Consider the following 15,632-nt stretch of genomic DNA (forward strand, 5'->3'; position numbering starts at 1 on the left):
GGGGGGTGGTGGCTGCGCGGGGCTCGCCGGGGGACCCCCGAGCGACTCCACCCGTAGCGGCAGCGCGCCCCCCTCGAGGCACTTCCCGGTCGTGGCCTCCCACTTCCAGTGGTGCCGGGGGCATTCGATGACGCCGTCGCAGACGATGGCGTGGGTGAGGTCCTCACCGGCGTGCGGGCAGAACCGTTGCATCCGAAGCCCGTCGCGCTCGATGGTCTCGGTGTTCTGCCGCTCCCGGAGCATCTGCATGGTCTGCACGGGCTGCTGGCCGTAGCGCAGCAGGCTCATGAAGGTCAGGTCGAACACGTCCGGCTCCCGGTGGAGCCCCACGCGCATCGACAGCAGGGCCTCCTCCCAGCCGGTGCGCTCCTCGATGATCGCCCTCATCGTGCGGGGGCACAGCAGGAGGGTGTACTCCGGGTCGTACGGCTCCTCGCCCTCGATGACGAACCGCTCGGCCAGGCGCCCCAGCCGTACGTCCCACATGCGGCCGTCGGCGACAAGGCGGATGTCCTTCGCGAAGTCGCCCAGGAAGCGCCTGTTCCAGCTCTGCAGCTTGGCGAAGTAGGACTCGATCTCCTCGGCGGTCACCGGCTCCGCGGGCTCGTCGTAGAACGCGCTCCACTCGTCACGGCGCCGCTCGCGGTAGGCGGCGAGGTCCTCGGAGGTCCGCGCGCCGGGCGCGCGCTCCACCGCTCGTGACCCGTCGAGCCGGACGGTGTCGCCGGGGAACAGTCGTAGCACCTCGACGCCTGGACATGCCTCGGCGAACTGGCCGGCGACGTCCTCCCACTGCGGGAAGATCGTCGCGTCGCGGTCGTTGTACGGCGCGAGGACGGGGTCGAGGAAGCAGGCCGGTCCCGCGGAGGGCAGGTAGGCCGTGGCCCCGGTGATCCGCACCTTGCGGTAAAGCGTGTCGAGCAGGTCGCCGCGGACGGCGTCCACCTTCTTGCGCATCACGTCAGGCGGATAGTCGTAGCAGTTGGGGTACCACATCGCCCCGGAGTACTGCGCGGCGAGCAGGTCGATGTCGCCGGGCAGCTCCGACATCGGGGTGTTGCAGTCGTTCAGGTCCAGGAAGCGGAAGCCGCCGAGGTCGAGCAGAAGCCCGCTGTCCTCCTTGTGGCTGGTGTCGAGGTACATCGTGACGGTGAAGCCGGGCGCGAGCTCCAGGGACTCCTTGTGGTCGAGCGCCACGATGTTCTGGTAACCCAGCGCCGTGAAGCGCCTGACCATGATCTTCGAGCGGTACCTCGGGACGATCACGGTGATCGACTTGTCCAGGGTGCTGAGCAGGCGTTCGTCGTAGTGGTCCTCGTGGGCGTGCGACACGTACAGGTAGTCGAAACGCTCGCCGCGCACCACGTCGACCAGATCCCGGTTGTCGGGATAGGGGAACCACGAGTGCAGGAACGCCGGGTAGAACCAGGGATCCACGAGCAGCCGCACACCGTTGTGCTCGGCGACGAAACCGGCGTGACCCAGATAGCGCAGCGCGGTCTGAGAACTGTCGCGGTACAGATCCAAAGGTGAGTCCCTTCGCGGAGATCGACACTGGCCCGGCCCGGCTCACCGCCGCGCGGCGGCGGCGTCGGAGCACACTCTCGACGCCGCCAGGAATAGGACGAACGAGGGGCACTCCCGGAGTGCGTTGATCAGCGACTTTTCGTAAAGAAGGAGGCCCTCCACGGATGTCCGTGGAGGGCCTCCTCATCAGGCGGAGTTCAGGCGTTCAGGCTCTCAGCCGACGCGCCAGGTGTCGCCGCCGCGCAGCAGGTCGCCCAGCCGGCCGGGGCCGCGCTCGGCCACGGCCTCGTCGAGTTGCTCGGCCATCAGCGTGTCGTACGCCGGGCGGTCGACCGACCGGAAGACGCCGATCGGCACGTGCTCGAACGCCGGCTCGTCGAGCCGCGACAGCGCGAACGCCAGCGACGGGTCGGGGTTGTGGGCGTCGTGGACGAGGATCTCGCCCTCGGGCACGCTCGCCCGGTCGACGACCTCGATGCCGCCGTTGGCCGCGCGGCGCACCGCCTTGGAGGCGGACACGATCGGCAGGCCGTGCTCAAGGCGCAGCGTGATGTCGTCACGCACCCCAGGGTCCTTCAGCGGCTCGAACGCGTTGTCGTTGAAGATGTTGCAGTTCTGGTAGATCTCGACCAGGCTCGTGCCCCGGTGGGCCGCCGCTTCGCGCAGCACCGAGGTGAGGTGCTTGCGGTCGGAGTCGAGCGTGCGGGCCACGAAGCCCGCCTCGGCGCCGAGGGCGAGCGAGATCGGGTTGAAGGGCTTGTCCAGCGAGCCCATCGGCGTGGACTTCGTGATCTTGCCGACCTCGGAGGTCGGCGAGTACTGGCCCTTGGTCAGCCCGTAGATGCGGTTGTTGAACAGCAGGATGTTCAGGTTGACGTTGCGGCGCAGCGCGTGGATCAGGTGGTTGCCGCCGATCGACAGCGCGTCGCCGTCTCCGGTGATCACCCACACCGACAGGTCGGGGCGGGACGCGGCCAGGCCGGTCGCGATCGCCGGGGCCCGGCCGTGGATGGAGTGGAACCCGTAGGTGTTCAGGTAGTACGGGAACCGGGAGGAGCAGCCGATGCCCGAGACGAACACGATGTTCTCGCGCTTGAGCCCCAGCTCGGGCAGGAAGCCCTGGACCGCGGACAGGATGGCGTAGTCACCGCAGCCGGGGCACCAGCGCACCTCCTGGTCGCTCTTGAAGTCCTTCAGGGTCTGCTTCTCGGTCGCCCGGGGGATGAGGGCGAGCCCCGTGCCTGCGACCGGGCCCGTGACGTGCCCGTTCGTCCCGATATCACTCACTGTCGATCACTTCCTGGATCACTCCGGCCAGCTCCTCGGCCTTGAAGGGAAGACCGCGCACACGGTTGTAGCTGATGATGTCGACCAGGAACCGCGCGCGGAGCAGGAGCGCGAGCTGGCCGAGGTTGATCTCCGGCAGCAGCACCTTGTCGTACGAGCGCAGCACCTCGCCGGTGTTGGAGGGCAGCGGGTTCAGGTGGCGGATGTGCGCCTGCGCGACCTTCACGCCGGCCTTCCTGACCCGTCGCACGGCGGCGGCGATCGGCCCGTACGTCGAGCCCCAGCCGAGGACGAGCACGCGGGCGTCGCCCTCGGGGTCGTCGACCTCCAGCTGCGGGATGTCCTGCGCGATGCCGTCGATCTTGGCCTGGCGCAGCCTGACCATGAGGTCGTGGTTGTTGGGGTCGTAGGAGATGTTGCCCGTGCCGTCGGCCTTCTCGATGCCGCCGATGCGGTGTTCGAGACCCGGGGTGCCTGGAACGGCCCACGGCCGCGCCAGCGTCTGCGTGTCGCGCTTGAACGGCAGGTAGGTCTCGCCGTCGTCGCCGTTCGGCTCCACCGTGAACTCGACCGACAGGTCGGGCAGGTCGTCGATCTCGGGCAGCCGCCACGGCTCGGAACCGTTCGCGAGGTAGCCGTCCGACAGCAGCATGACCGGCGTGCGGTACTTCACGGCGATGCGTGCCGCCTCCAGCGCCGCGTCGAAGCAGTCGGACGGAGTCGCGGGCGCCACGATCGGCACCGGTGACTCGCCGTTGCGGCCGAACATCGCCATGAGCAGGTCGGTCTGCTCGGTCTTGGTGGGCATGCCCGTCGAGGGCCCGGCCCGCTGGACGTCGACCACCAGCAGCGGGAGCTCGGTGGTGACCGCGAGGCCGACGGTCTCGGCCTTGAGCGCCACGCCCGGGCCCGACGTGGTGGTGACGCCGAGCGCGCCGCCGAACGCCGCGCCCAGCGCCGCGCCCACACCCGCGATCTCGTCCTCCGCCTGGAAGGTGCGGATGCCGAACCGCTTGTGCTTGGACAGCTCGTGCAGGATGTCGGACGCCGGGGTGATGGGGTAGGAGCCGAGGAACAGCGGCAGCTTCGACTGGACCGAGGCCGCGATCAGCCCGTAGGCCAGGGCCTGGTTGCCGGAGATGTTGCGATAGAGGCCCGCGGCCAGCTTGGCGGGCTTGATCTCGTACGAGACCGAGAAGGACTCGGTGGTCTCGCCGTAGTTCCACCCCGCCTGGAAGGCGGCGACGTTGGCCTTGGCGATGTCGGGCTTCTTGGCGAACTTGGTCTCGAGGAACTTGACCGTCGCCTCGGTGGGCCGGTGGTAGAGCCAGGACAGCAGGCCGAGCGCGAACATGTTCTTCGCGCGCTCGGCGTCCTTCTTGGAGATGTCGAAGCCCTCAAGCGCCTTCACCGTCAGCGAGGTGAGGGGGACGGCGTGCACGCGCCACTCGCCGAGCGAGTCGTCGTCCACCGGGCTCTCGGCGTAGCCGACCTTCTGGAGGTTGCGCTTGGTGAACTCGTCGGTGTTGACGATGATGTCGGCCCCGCGCGGCAGGTCGCCGAGGTTGGCCTTCAGCGCCGCGGGGTTCATGGCGACGAGGACGTTGGGCGCGTCCCCCGGGGTCAGGATGTCGTGGTCGGCGAAGTGGAGCTGGAAACTCGACACCCCGGGGAGGGTGCCCGCGGGGGCGCGGATCTCGGCGGGGAAGTTGGGCAGGGTGGAAAGGTCGTTCCCGAACTGCGCGGTCTCCGCCGTGAAACGATCACCGGTCAGCTGCATGCCGTCGCCGGAGTCGCCCGCGAAGCGAATGATCACGCGGTCGAGTTGCTGAACCTGCTTGGTCACAGCTCGGTCCTCCTCGACGCGCTTGGGCGCCGTCGCTCGTGGCACGTATTCATTTCCATGCTAGATCCCTTGGGGCTGCGCGGGCTTCTTTACCCATGCGCGTCGAAGGGGTGTGACCCATCTCCCTGCGACGGCAACAATGTGTTCGTCGGACGCGTCCGGCGGGGGCATCGGGGGCGATGCCCGCGGCGGCACGCGGTGCGTCCTGAGGCCGGGGCGGCTCAGGTCGAGACGCGGTCGGCTCGGATCGGGACGCGGTTGGCGACCAACGCCGAGGGCGTGGTCACGACCGGAGACGGCTCCGCGTACACAGCCCCGCGGCAAGCCTGCACAGGTCAACGTGCAAGCGGGAGTAGAGCACGTTTCGGGTCACGGTGACTAACTATATGTCCCTCGGGCCGATGGATCCGAGTGCCTCCACTCCGGATCCCCCTAGTGCGCCGGTGCGGCCGTTCCCGTGCCGTAGACCTGACCAGGCTCCATCCCGCGTGAGCCGTACAGCTCGGGGACGCTCACGAAGGCGTAGCCGCGGGCCGCCAGCCCCTTGAGCAACTTCGGCAAGGCGGCGAGGGTCGCGGGACCGCCGTCGTGCATCAAGATGACCGATCCGGGGTGCGCCCCGTCGATCGCCCGGCGGGCGACGGCGGCGGGGTCGGGGTCCCTCGCGTCCGCCGTGTCGAGGCTCCATCCGACGATCGAGAGCTTGAGCGCGCGGGCCACGGTCACGACCTTGGCGGTGACGCCTCCGTACGGTGCGCGGAGCAGCGCAGGCGCGGGGCCGACCGTGCCGATCATCATCTGCGTGCGGCTCAGCTCGTCGGAGATCTTGTGGATGTCGAGGGTGGCCAGGTCGCGGTGGGACCAGGAGTGGTTGGCGATCAGGTGTCCCGCGTCGATGATCCGCCGCAGCAGGGCCGGTTGCGCCTCGGCGTTCGCGCCCACGGTGAAGAAGGTGGCGCGGGCGTCGTACTCGGCGAGGATGGCCAGCAGCCGATCGGTCTGCGGGCCGGGGCCGTCGTCGAAGGTCAGCGCCACGCACCTGGTGGCGGCACAGTTCACCGAGGTGCCCCGCACGCCCGGGTCGCCGGGGGCGGGGGGCGACTCCGGCGGCGGGGTGCCGGGGATCGAGCCGGGGGTGGCCGAGTCCACGACCTCCATGGTCCGCCTGCCGAAGTCCGACAGCAGCGGCGCGGCCTCCTGCTTGGGCACGGCCACGGCTATCCGGCCCATCCGCGCCGGGGCCACCTGGCCGTCGTCGAACTCGGCCACCAGATCGCCGTGCGGGTTGAAGTTCAGCGAGTCGAACATCGCCCTGTCGGGCTTGACCGCGTCCACCTTCATGTCCGGGCCGAGGGTCCAGAGGCGGTTCTGGACGATCGCGGCGAGCGTGACCAGGGCGTGGCCGTCCTTCAGGAGGTCGGCGGAGTCGTGGACGCGCCGGGCGTCCTGGTCGTACCACAGCGTGCCGAGGGAGTTGCGCCACTGGTCGCCGGTGAACAGCCCGGTGCGCATCCGGACGCCGAACACGCCGCCGGAGGCCGCCGTCAGCTGCCAGCCGACGTTCAGCTCGGGGGGCGCGAGGGCCTTCGGTCGCGCGTGCGTGTCCTTGGAGAAGCGGCGTACGGTGGCCGAGGTGGTCTGGCGGAGCTTCTCGGCCAGTTCGGGGGCCGAGGCGATGGAGGGATAGCTGACGAAGACGTGTCGATCGCCGGATTCATCGGAGATCGTCTGCGCCGACAGCCCGCCGACCGCGGAGGGGGCGACGAAATTGATCGTGGTCGGCTGCGCGGGGAGCGTGGTGGGCTCGTCCTCGAAGGGGAAGGCGACTCCGCAGCCGGCGGTGATCGCGACCAGAAGCGCGATTCCTCCGGAACGCAGCAGGCGGGACATGGCTGTCAGACTAAGCACGCTATATACGGATTTACTTGTATTTTGCGGGATGAGAGACTGGCTTTTGACCGCGACGGGTAATCCTGGGGTGACACAAAGCGATTTCCTGGCCGGTGATCGAAGGTCTCACGTAGGTGGGGAGGCTATGTGAACGGATATTTCGGTTCCTACGCTGTCGTCGCCGTGCTGCTCGCGATCGGGGCCGCCATCTTCGGCGGGGCCCTGCTCGCCAACCGGCTGCTCGCCCCGAGCCACCCCACCCGCGAGAAGCTCACGACGTACGAGTGCGGGGTCGACCCCGTCGGCGAGGGCTGGGCGCAGTCCCAGATCAGGTACTACGTCTTCACCTATCTCTATGTCGTCTTCGCCGTCGACGCCGTGTTCCTGTTCCCGTGGGCGACGGTCTTCGCGGCGCCCGGCTTCGGCATGGCCACGCTGGTCGAGATGTTCGTCTTCCTGGCCTTCATCGCCATCGGCATCCTTTATGCCTGGCGCAAGCGCGTACTCGCCTGGACCTGACGAAGAGGGGAGAATGCCTCCATGGCCGCCAGAGATCTCCCGATGCCCACCGTGGGGCCGGCGTCCCGGCTCGCCCCCAAACCGATGCGCTTCGTCCTCAACTGGGGGCGGCGCTATTCGCTGTGGGTGTTCAACTTCGGGCTGGCCTGCTGCGCGATCGAGTTCATCGCCACCTCGATGAGCCGTCACGACTTCATCCGGTTCGGAGTGATCCCCTTCGCCAACGGTCCGAGGCAGGCCGACCTCATGATCGTCTCAGGCACCGTCACGGACAAGATGGCCCCGGCCGTCAAGCGCCTGTACGAGCAGATGCCCGATCCGAAGTACGTCATCTCGTTCGGCGCCTGCTCCAACTGCGGCGGCCCGTACTGGGACTCCTACTGCGTGACCAAGGGCGTGGACCAGATCATCCCGGTCGACGTCTACGTCCCCGGCTGTCCGCCACGGCCGGAGGCGCTGCTGCACGGCATCATGAAGCTCCAGGAGAAGATCGCCGGTGAGTCGCTCGGCGACCGCTACGCCGCCCCGGAGCACCGGCCGGACGTGAACCGGTGAGAGCCGCGATCGAGGAGCGGTACGGCGGGCGCGCCGAGGTCTCCGAGTCGTTCGGTGAGACGACCGTGGACGTCGGCACCGGCGACTGGATCGACCTGCTGACCTTCGCCCGCGACGATCTCGGGTGCGTGTTCTTCGACTGGCTGACTGGGGTCGACGACCCCCCAGACGGGTTCGCCGTCGTCGCCCACGTCTACGACCCCGTCGAGCACGCTCACCTGCTGGTCCGTACACGGGTGCCGCGCGAGGACCCCCGGCTGCCGAGCGCCACGGGCGTCTACCGGGGCGCCGACTGGCACGAGCGCGAGACCTTCGAGATGTTCGGGGTGGTCTTCGAGGGCCATCCGCATCTGGTGCCCCTGCTGCTGCCCGACGGGTTCGAGGGCTTCCCCCTCCGCAAGGACTTCATCCTGGCCTCACGGGTGGCCAAGCCGTGGCCCGGGGCCAAGGAGCCCGGCGAGTCGGGCCAGGGCTCCCCCAGCCGCCGCAAGACGCTGCCGCCGGGCGTCCCCACCGACTGGGGGCCCTCGGCGACCACGCCTCCACCGGTCCGTGGCCCCCGCGCCGTGCGGAGCCCCGAGCCGTCGGCGAGGCCGGAGCCGTCGGAAGGGCCGGAGCGGCCCGTTCGGCCCGTTCGGCCCGTTCGCGGGGAGGACGGCGATGGCTGAGGTGCTCGATGTCGCCGTCCGTCTCGTGGTGATCGTCATCGCGTTCCTGACGCTGCCCCTGATCGTCGGGCAGACCGAGCACAAGGCCATGGCCCATATGCAGTCGCGCCTCGGCCCCATGTACGCCGGCGGGTTCCACGGCTGGGCCCAGCTCATCGCCGACGGCGTGAAGTTCGTCCAGAAGGAGGACGTCATCCCGCTGGCGGCCGACCGCCGGGTGTTCTCCATCGCCCCGGCCGTGGCGCTGGTGCCGTACCTCGTCGTGATGGTCGTCATCCCGGTCGGCCCTGGCCTGTTCGGCACCGATCTGGACGCCGGGCTGTTCTTCGTGCTCGCGGTGATGGGCATCGGCGTGCTGGGCTCGATCATGGCGGGCTGGTCGTCGGCCAACAAGTACTCCGTGCTCGGCGGCATGCGCGCCGCGGCCCAGCTCATGTCGTACGAGCTGCCGCTCGTCCTAGCGGCGTCGTCGGTCGCGATGGCGGCGGGCACGCTGTCACTGCCGGGCATCGTGGAGGCGTGGCGGTGGTGGTGGCTGCCGTGGCAGGCGATCGGCGCGGTGGTGTTCTTCGTCGCCGGGCTGGCCGAGCTGCGCAGGCCGCCGTTCGACATGCCTATCGCCGAGTCCGAGATCATCATGGGCCCGATGACGGAGTACACCGGCATCCGGTTCGCGCTGTTCATGCTCGCCGAGTACGCCGGCATCGTGGTGCTCTCGGCGCTGACCACCGTGCTGTTCCTCGGAGGGTGGCACGGGCCGCTGCTGCCAGGGCCCGTCTGGACGTTGATCAAGATCTTCGTGCTGGCCTTCGTGGTGATCTGGGTTCGCGTCAGCTTCCCGAGGCTCCGGGCGGACCAGCTGCAGAAGCTGGCCTGGATCGGGCTGGTCCCGCTCGCTCTGTTCCAGCTCGCGCTCACCGGAGTGGTCAGAGTCCTCGCCGGCTGAGGGGTCGCCGCGACGTCAGCGGCCCAGCATCGCCCCGCCGTTGATGTGGAGAATCTGGCCCGTCACGTACGCGGCCTCGGGAGAGGCGAGATACCTGATCGCCGCCGCGACCTCGCTCGGCGTGCCCGGCTTGCCGCTCAGTGTCTGGTCGACGCGCGACTTGACGAACTCCGGCGTCGCCCGGTCGCCGAAGAACTCGGTGTCGGCGACGTAGCCGGGGGCCACCGCGTTGACCGTGATCCCGTCGGGTCCGAGCCGCTGCGCCAGCTCGTAGGTGTAGGCGTGGAGTGCCGCCTTGGCGCCGCCGTACGAGCCGGGGCCGCGGAGCGCCGCGATCGACGACAGGTGCACGATGCGGCCGCCGGGACGCCGCAGGTAGGGGAGCAGGCCCTCGGTCAGCAGCACCGCGGTGAGCACGTTGGCCTCGAAGTTGCGCCGGTAGCCGTCGGCGATGCCGGTCAGCGTGCCGTCGTCGTTGAAGGCGACGTTCCCGCCCGCGTTCGTGACCACCACGTCGACCGGGCCCTTGAGGGCGATCGCCTCGACGGCGGCCTGCGCCTGCCGCGGGTCGGACAGGTCGGCGGTGGTCCACCCGACCAGATCGGCGTCGTAGGCGGTGTTCAGCTTCGCGGCGGCCTCGCTCAGCACCTCGGCGCGGCGGCCCAGGATGGTGACCTGCGCGCCCTCCCCGGCGAAGGCCTCCGCCGTCGCCAGCCCGATGCCGGTGCCTCCGCCGGACACCACTACGCGTCGCTGGTCCATGTTGTCGCCCTTCTTGTCGTGATATCCGTATGTGCCGCGTCCCCGGGCGGGTGGTTTCCAAACACGTCGCCTGAGTAGCTCTTGAGGGCGATGGCGTTCGCCGCCTTGTGGATGGGTCCGAGGACTTTGGCCATCACGCGCTCCTTGCCGGGCACGTTGTGCGACGCGGTTCAGACCAGGTCGATGAGGACCTTGCCGACCGTGCCCGACTCGACCGCCTCGTGCGCGTCGGCCGTACGTTCGAGCGGGAAGCGGTGCAGCGGCAGACCGGCCGCCTTGCCGACCTGGAGGGCTCCCGCGGCCACGGCGGCGCTCACGTCCTCGATGGCTGCTTTCTTGGCCTCCGGCGGGACGGTGTAGACGAGGATGAACTGGTAGCGCACGTTGAGCCGATACAGGCTGCTGACGTGCAGTGTCACCTCCTCGCCGCCGTTGTCGGCGTAGACCGAGACCACGCCGTTCGAAGCGATCACCGCCTGGTCCAGCTCGGCGTTCGGCGCTGGGGCCACCTCGACGATGAGGTCCACCCCGTCCGGCGCGACCTCGCGGATCACGGTGGCGGCGTTCTCGGTCCGGTAGTTCACGACGTGGTGGGCGCCCGCGGCACGGGCCAATTCGGCCTTTTCGGGAGTGCTGACCGTGGTGACCACAGTGGCCCCGGCCCACCGGGCGAGCTGGATGGCGGCGTGCCCGACCGCACCCGCACCACCGGCGACGAGAACGATCTGGTCCTTCAGTGAGCCGGGGTGTAGACGGCTGACCCTGCCCACGGTGAGGCATCGGTGCGCGGTGAGAGCGGGGATTCCCAGGCTGGCTCCGAGGTCGTACGACGCGTCATCGGGGAGAGGCACGACATGTTCCACGGGCAGCACGACGTACTCCTGTGCCGTGCCGTCGGGGCGCTGCCAGGCGGCCTCCCAGATCCAGACCCGCTGCCCAACAGTGAGCCGGATCCCGTGGGTCACCGCGTCGATCTCACCGGCGCCGTCCTGCCCGGGCACCTGCTCGGGGAACGGGCTTCCGCTCCTCCTGGACTTCCAGTCCGTCGGATTCACCCCTGAGACATGAACGTGGACCCGCACCTCACCAGGCCCCGGCTCCGGCACAGGCCGCTCCACCAACCGCAACACCTCGGGCCCCCCGGGCTCCGAATACACAATCGCCTTCATCCCGCACCATGCCTCTCTCCCGGACAGGCCTCTACCCACAGCCACCAGCCACGGAACCCATCACGTCAGCAGGGGGGGCGATCAGCCAGTTCTACGACTGGGGTTGAGCGGTCGCGCTCGCGTCATCCTGCTCGCCGACAGGACTCACGAAGCTGCCGAGGTTAGGCACTGTGTAGATCAGCCCCTGTTCGCGCAGCCGAGCACGTGCCGGGGCGCCGGCGCCGGGTCAGTGGACGATGGCGAGCATGACGTCGGAGGCGGTGGGGCGGTTCTCCGGGCGCTTCTCCAGGCACTTCCCGACCACTTGGGCCAGCGAGTCCGGCAGTGCGGACAAGTCAGGCTGTTTGGTGAAGATGCGGTTGAACACCGCCGCGATGTTGTCCTCTCCGAACGCCGGACGGCCGGTCGCAGCGAAGATCATGGTCGCGGCCCAGCTGAACACGTCCGACTCCGGCCCGACCCGCTCTCCGGAGACCTGCTCGGGGGACATGTAGGCCGGGGTTCCCAGCACGCCGCTGGAGGTCGCGGTGGCGTTGTCGAGCACCCGGGCGATGCCGAAGTCGACGACTCGGGGCCCGTCGGAGCCGATCAGGACGTTGCTCGGCTTGAAGTCGCGGTGCACGATGCCGGCGCGGTGGATCGCGGCGAGCGCCCCGGAGGTTCCGAGCGCGAGCCGCACCAGGCCGTCGTGGCCCCGCGGCCCGCGCTCCCGTACAAGCTGTTCGAGCGACGAGCCCTCGACGTACTCGCTCACGATGAAAAGACGCTCGTCGGCCACGTCGGCGTCGATCACGCGGGCGGTGGAGAACGGCGCGACCCGCCTGGCCGCCTCGACCTCGCGGAGGAACCGCTGCTGGGCCCCGGTCTCCGAGGCCAGCCGCGCGTGGAGCACCTTGATCGCGACCCGCGTGCCATCGGGGGTCTCGCCCAGGTAGACCGCGCCCTGGCCGCCCTGTCCGAGGCTACCGATCAGCCGGTAGGGCCCGATGTGGTCGGATTCCCCGGCGGGCAGCGGCCCAGGGGCCTGTGTGGGAAGCGTCGAAGCGCCGTGGACACCGCCCGGAGTGCTTCCCGAGGCGGAGCCGGGAGAGGTCGCCTGGCTGGACACGGGCGGGTTCGTGGTAACCGGATCCGCCACCGGGCGCCGATCCTCCTGATACCGCTTCTGCTCCTGTGACGGGCGTCGGTCGTACTGCTCCTGTGGCGGGCGTTGCGGGCGAGGCTGTACCGGAGGTTGCGGTGCCGAGTGCTGATGCTGCGGAGTCGCGCCGGGCCGCTGCTGATTGGGAACCCCGCTCGGGCGCTGGTTCGGGGCCGTACCGGGGTACTGGTTCGGGGCCGTTCCGGGGTTCTGGTGGTTCGGTGCGGTGCCGGGACGTTGCTGGTCCGAGGCCGTGCCAGGGCGCTGCTGGTTCGGGGCCGTCCGGGGGTGGTGCTGGTTCGCGTACGGAGGCGGCGGCTGGTGAGGCGGGTACGGCGCCGGAGGGTACGACGTCGGGCGGTAGGCGTGCGGTGGGGGCGGCGGGTAGGACGCGTGGCGCTGAGCGCGCGGTGCGAAGATCGCCGAGCGGATGGCCAGGGAGTGGATGAGCCCGCCGATCCAGTTCGTGAACAGCCCGAGCACGACGAGAAGGCCGGCCCAGTCGGGGAACGTCGCCGAGTCGCCGTAGGTGAAAGTGATCACGCACAGTACGAAGAGGCTGAGGAAGTACAGCAGGGCCGCGACCGCGATCATCGGCGCGCGCTTCCGGTAGGCCGCGTAGCCGATGGTGAACGGCGTGGCGATCCCACAGGTGAACAGCGGAGCCAGTGCCCACACGACGCTGATCGCGGTGGTGGACTGGGAGGGCCTGGCTAGCTGCATATCGCGAAGAATACGGAGATAGCCGGTGTTACGCATGTTTTTGCTGGCACGGTAACAGCGCCGAGACGCCCGCCCCGGCCAGGGGTCTGACGACGCCAGACCGCGGATCACGACCAGCGTTCCGGGCCGGTTCCAGCGAAGGCCACGCCCCCAGAGGCGCAGCCCGGGTTCCGCCACGTCTGGACGGGGTCCAGGACCCGTGGAGATGGGATCGAGGTTCGGGCCGGTGGTGTGCTCAGGGGAGGTAGATGGTGAGTTCTACCAGGTCGGCGGTGAGTTCTGGGGGGAGGTCCACGGCGATCGACACGTCCTCGGCGGAGATGAAGCCGCCGACGTCGGCCCTGGCCGCGACCACGCGCTGCGCCAGCTCGGCCGTCATCCCCGGCAGGCCCGCGATCACCTCGGCGGGGGCGTGGTTGACGTCCACCAGCCCTCCGTCGTCGTACTGCCGCGGGAGGTCGGGGCGGCCGATGCGCAGCTCGCGGGCCAGCGCGGGGTCGCCTTGCACGAGGTCGCGAGCCTGTTGCCTGAGCTCGCGGCGGTGCTGTGCGAAGGCCACGGCATGGTCGTTGGGCGATTCGGACTCGAAGACCCGCTTGCGGATGATCAGCGACTGGATCGTCCCCCCGAGCCAGCTAGCACTCGACCCGAGGCCCGACAGAAGCGTCAGCCATACGGGCGAGGGGTCGTCCGTCACCACGGCGACCATGAGGGCGATCATGCCGATGGCGTAGATCGCCGCCGACAGGGCGAGCATCGTGCTGCGCAGTTTCGCCGCCGCGTACCCGATGGTGAAAGGCGTCGCCGCACCGCACGTCAGGAGCGGCGCGAGAGCCCAGAGCACGCTGGCCGCGCTGGTGCCGCTCGGAGGCTGGGGCGGGGGGATGTGAGGCGGGAACGGCGGCGGCTGGGGAAGGTGTCCATGCGGATCACCTGGCCTCCGCGGGTCGTACGGCCCCGGAGCCGGCCGGTTGTACGGGGCGAGACCGTGCTGGCCGGGGTGCGGGGGGAGGATCGGCCCGTTGCCGTGCCGGGGGTCCGGCGGCGCGTAAGGAGGACGGCTCTGCTCCGGGCCGGGCCGCCCGTACGGAGCATGCCCTTGCCCGGGACCCGGTCGGCCGTACGAGGAACGGCTCTGCTCGGGACCGCGCCGGCCGGGCGGTGAACCGGCCTGCTCGGGGCGGGGGGGCGCGTAGGGGGCGTGGCGCTGGTCCTGTTGTGGCGGCCGTGGCTGCGGGGTGGGGTTCGGCAGCGGTCGGCTCGTCTGGCGAGGTCGCGGAGCGGTCGGACCGTTCGGATCACCGGGCTCTGGGGGAGGGCCTCCCGGCGGCCCCGATCCCGGGCCCCCGTGGCCGTTGGTCGGGTGCATAACGCGAAGACTACGGCCTCCCCGAGAGCCCCGCATCGGCCAGAGGGACCACATCTCATGGCGGATAAGTCCCCCAAAATCGTGATGATTCTGGAAAACCGGGAGACGACGGGGGCCCGTGCATTCACGAGGGCGCCCATGTAGGCCATGATGTTGAACCGTGGCACCTATACCAGGAGAAGGGCTTGCGAAGGGTCTCGCCGTCACCTTTCGCCACATGCTGAGCAGGGCGGACACCCAGCAATACCCCGAGGTCCGGCCTGATCTGCCACCTCGCAGCCGCGGCGTCATCGCTCTGGTGGAAGAGAACTGCACGGTCTGCATGCTGTGCGCCAGGGAGTGCCCCGACTGGTGCATCTACATCGACTCCCACAAGGAGACGGCCCCGGCCCCCGAGGGTGGGCGTCCGCGCGCCCACAATGTGCTCGATCGGTTCGCGATCGACTTCTCGCTCTGCATGTACTGCGGCATCTGCATCGAGGTGTGCCCGTTCGACGCGCTCTTCTGGTCGCCGGAGTTCGAGTACGCGGAGTACGACATCCGCAACCTCCTTCACGAGAAGGACAAGCTCGGCGAGTGGGTGCAGACGATCCCCATTCCGCCCCCGCATGAGCCGAACGCGGAGCCGCCCAAGGAGGTCGCCGCCGCCTCCCGAGGCGCCGCCCGTCCCGCACGCGACCGCCCGGACCCCGAACGCGGTACGGCCAAGCCCACCCGCCCGGCCACCTCCGAACGTCCGGACACGGCTGCCTCAGGACGTCCGGACACGGCTGCCTCCGAACGTCCGGACACGGCCGAGTCCGAACGTGCGGAGACGCTCCAGCGAGGCGGTGCGGCAGCCGTCCAGCCGTCTACGGCGCAGCCGGACCGGCCGACGACGGCACAGACCGGTGACGCGGGCCCCACGCCCGCCGATCACCTCGACACGGCACAGGCCCAGCCAGGTCAGAGCGGTGACGCGGCGCCGGACCGTACGAAGCGGGCACCGGGCACGCCTGGCGGTGGCCCGTCGGCTCCTCGCCGTGGCGCCCTCGGAGGTCACGCCGCCGTGCGCGCGATCCGGCCCCCCGGCGCGCTGCCGAAGAAGCCCGCCCCAACCGAGCCCCCCTCGCCCCCACGGGCTGAGGAATCCCCCGGCTCGGCCAAGGAATCGGGGACGGGGGAGGAGCCGCCGGAGTCGTCCGGGGCGGTGGAGGAGTCGTGATATCGGTGGCGCCGGGCTTCTGGCCG

General features: G+C 69.9%; 14 protein-coding genes. 5 read left to right on the plus strand and 9 right to left on the minus strand.

Annotated elements, in window-relative coordinates; genetic code table 11:
• The 5 genes from AB0O34_RS22280 to AB0O34_RS22300 form a co-directional block, all read right to left on the minus strand.
• Positions 1-1,527 (minus strand): MBL fold metallo-hydrolase (locus tag AB0O34_RS22280; RefSeq protein WP_363918161.1); only part of this gene is annotated, 1,527 nt, incomplete at its 3' end.
• 213 nt (positions 1,528-1,740) lie between these two features.
• Entirely contained in the window at positions 1,741-2,814 is a 1,074-nt protein-coding gene (locus AB0O34_RS22285) for a 2-oxoacid:ferredoxin oxidoreductase subunit beta (protein WP_363918163.1), read from the minus strand.
• A complete protein-coding gene (locus tag AB0O34_RS22290) occupies positions 2,807-4,660 on the minus strand; it encodes a 2-oxoacid:acceptor oxidoreductase subunit alpha (protein WP_363918164.1) in 1,854 nt (617 codons plus the stop codon). Before AB0O34_RS22290 ends, AB0O34_RS22285 begins: the two co-directional genes overlap by 8 nt.
• Positions 4,661-4,943: 283 nt before the next feature.
• Positions 4,944-5,033, minus strand: coding sequence for a putative leader peptide (locus tag AB0O34_RS22295; protein WP_363918166.1), 90 nt, complete (start codon positions 5,031-5,033; stop codon positions 4,944-4,946).
• 59 nt (positions 5,034-5,092) lie between these two features.
• Positions 5,093-6,568: a polysaccharide deacetylase family protein gene (locus tag AB0O34_RS22300; RefSeq protein WP_363918168.1), complete on the minus strand. Its 1,476-nt coding sequence runs from the start codon at positions 6,566-6,568 to the stop codon at positions 5,093-5,095.
• A gap of 129 nt (positions 6,569-6,697) precedes the next feature.
• Here AB0O34_RS22300 and ndhC point away from each other — a divergent pair, with 129 nt between their 5' ends.
• From ndhC to nuoH, 4 genes are all read left to right on the plus strand, one after another.
• Complete coding sequence (gene ndhC, locus AB0O34_RS22305; RefSeq protein ID WP_363918170.1) at positions 6,698-7,069, plus strand: NADH-quinone oxidoreductase subunit A; 372 nt, start codon at positions 6,698-6,700, stop codon at positions 7,067-7,069.
• 84 nt (positions 7,070-7,153) lie between these two features.
• The gene (locus AB0O34_RS22310; protein WP_363918224.1) at positions 7,154-7,624 is read left to right on the plus strand and encodes an NADH-quinone oxidoreductase subunit B family protein; all 471 of its coding nucleotides are present in this window, start codon (positions 7,154-7,156) and stop codon (positions 7,622-7,624) included.
• Positions 7,621-8,292: an NADH-quinone oxidoreductase subunit C gene (locus tag AB0O34_RS22315; RefSeq protein ID WP_363918172.1), complete on the plus strand. Its 672-nt coding sequence runs from the start codon at positions 7,621-7,623 to the stop codon at positions 8,290-8,292. Before AB0O34_RS22310 ends, AB0O34_RS22315 begins: the two co-directional genes overlap by 4 nt.
• On the plus strand, positions 8,285-9,238 hold the full coding sequence (gene nuoH / locus AB0O34_RS22320; protein WP_363918174.1) for an NADH-quinone oxidoreductase subunit NuoH: 954 nt from the start codon (positions 8,285-8,287) through the stop codon (positions 9,236-9,238). The genes AB0O34_RS22315 and nuoH overlap by 8 nt, the downstream gene beginning before the upstream one ends.
• Before the next feature lie 15 nt (positions 9,239-9,253).
• Here nuoH and AB0O34_RS22325 read toward each other — a convergent pair whose 3' ends face one another.
• The 4 genes from AB0O34_RS22325 to AB0O34_RS22340 form a co-directional block, all read right to left on the minus strand.
• Positions 9,254-10,000 carry an SDR family oxidoreductase gene (locus AB0O34_RS22325; RefSeq protein ID WP_363918176.1) on the minus strand — a complete coding sequence of 249 codons (747 nt, stop codon included), beginning with the start codon at positions 9,998-10,000 and terminating at the stop codon, positions 9,254-9,256.
• A 170-nt stretch (positions 10,001-10,170) separates the two neighbouring features.
• Entirely contained in the window at positions 10,171-11,169 is a 999-nt protein-coding gene (locus tag AB0O34_RS22330) for an NADPH:quinone reductase (RefSeq protein WP_363918178.1), read from the minus strand.
• Positions 11,170-11,395: 226 nt separating this feature from the next.
• The gene (locus AB0O34_RS22335) at positions 11,396-13,033 is read right to left on the minus strand and encodes a serine/threonine-protein kinase (protein ID WP_363918180.1); all 1,638 of its coding nucleotides are present in this window, start codon (positions 13,031-13,033) and stop codon (positions 11,396-11,398) included.
• A 235-nt stretch (positions 13,034-13,268) separates the two neighbouring features.
• Entirely contained in the window at positions 13,269-13,877 is a 609-nt protein-coding gene (locus AB0O34_RS22340; RefSeq protein WP_363918182.1) for a helix-hairpin-helix domain-containing protein, read from the minus strand.
• A gap of 742 nt (positions 13,878-14,619) precedes the next feature.
• Here AB0O34_RS22340 and AB0O34_RS22345 point away from each other — a divergent pair.
• Positions 14,620-15,606, plus strand: coding sequence for a 4Fe-4S binding protein (locus tag AB0O34_RS22345; protein ID WP_363918184.1), 987 nt, complete (start codon positions 14,620-14,622; stop codon positions 15,604-15,606).
• Positions 15,607-15,632 lie beyond the last annotated feature (26 nt).

Origin of the sequence: Sphaerisporangium sp. NPDC088356 (assembly GCF_040685555.1) — a bacterium.
Taxonomy (GTDB): Bacteria; Actinomycetota; Actinomycetes; order Streptosporangiales; family Streptosporangiaceae; genus Sphaerisporangium.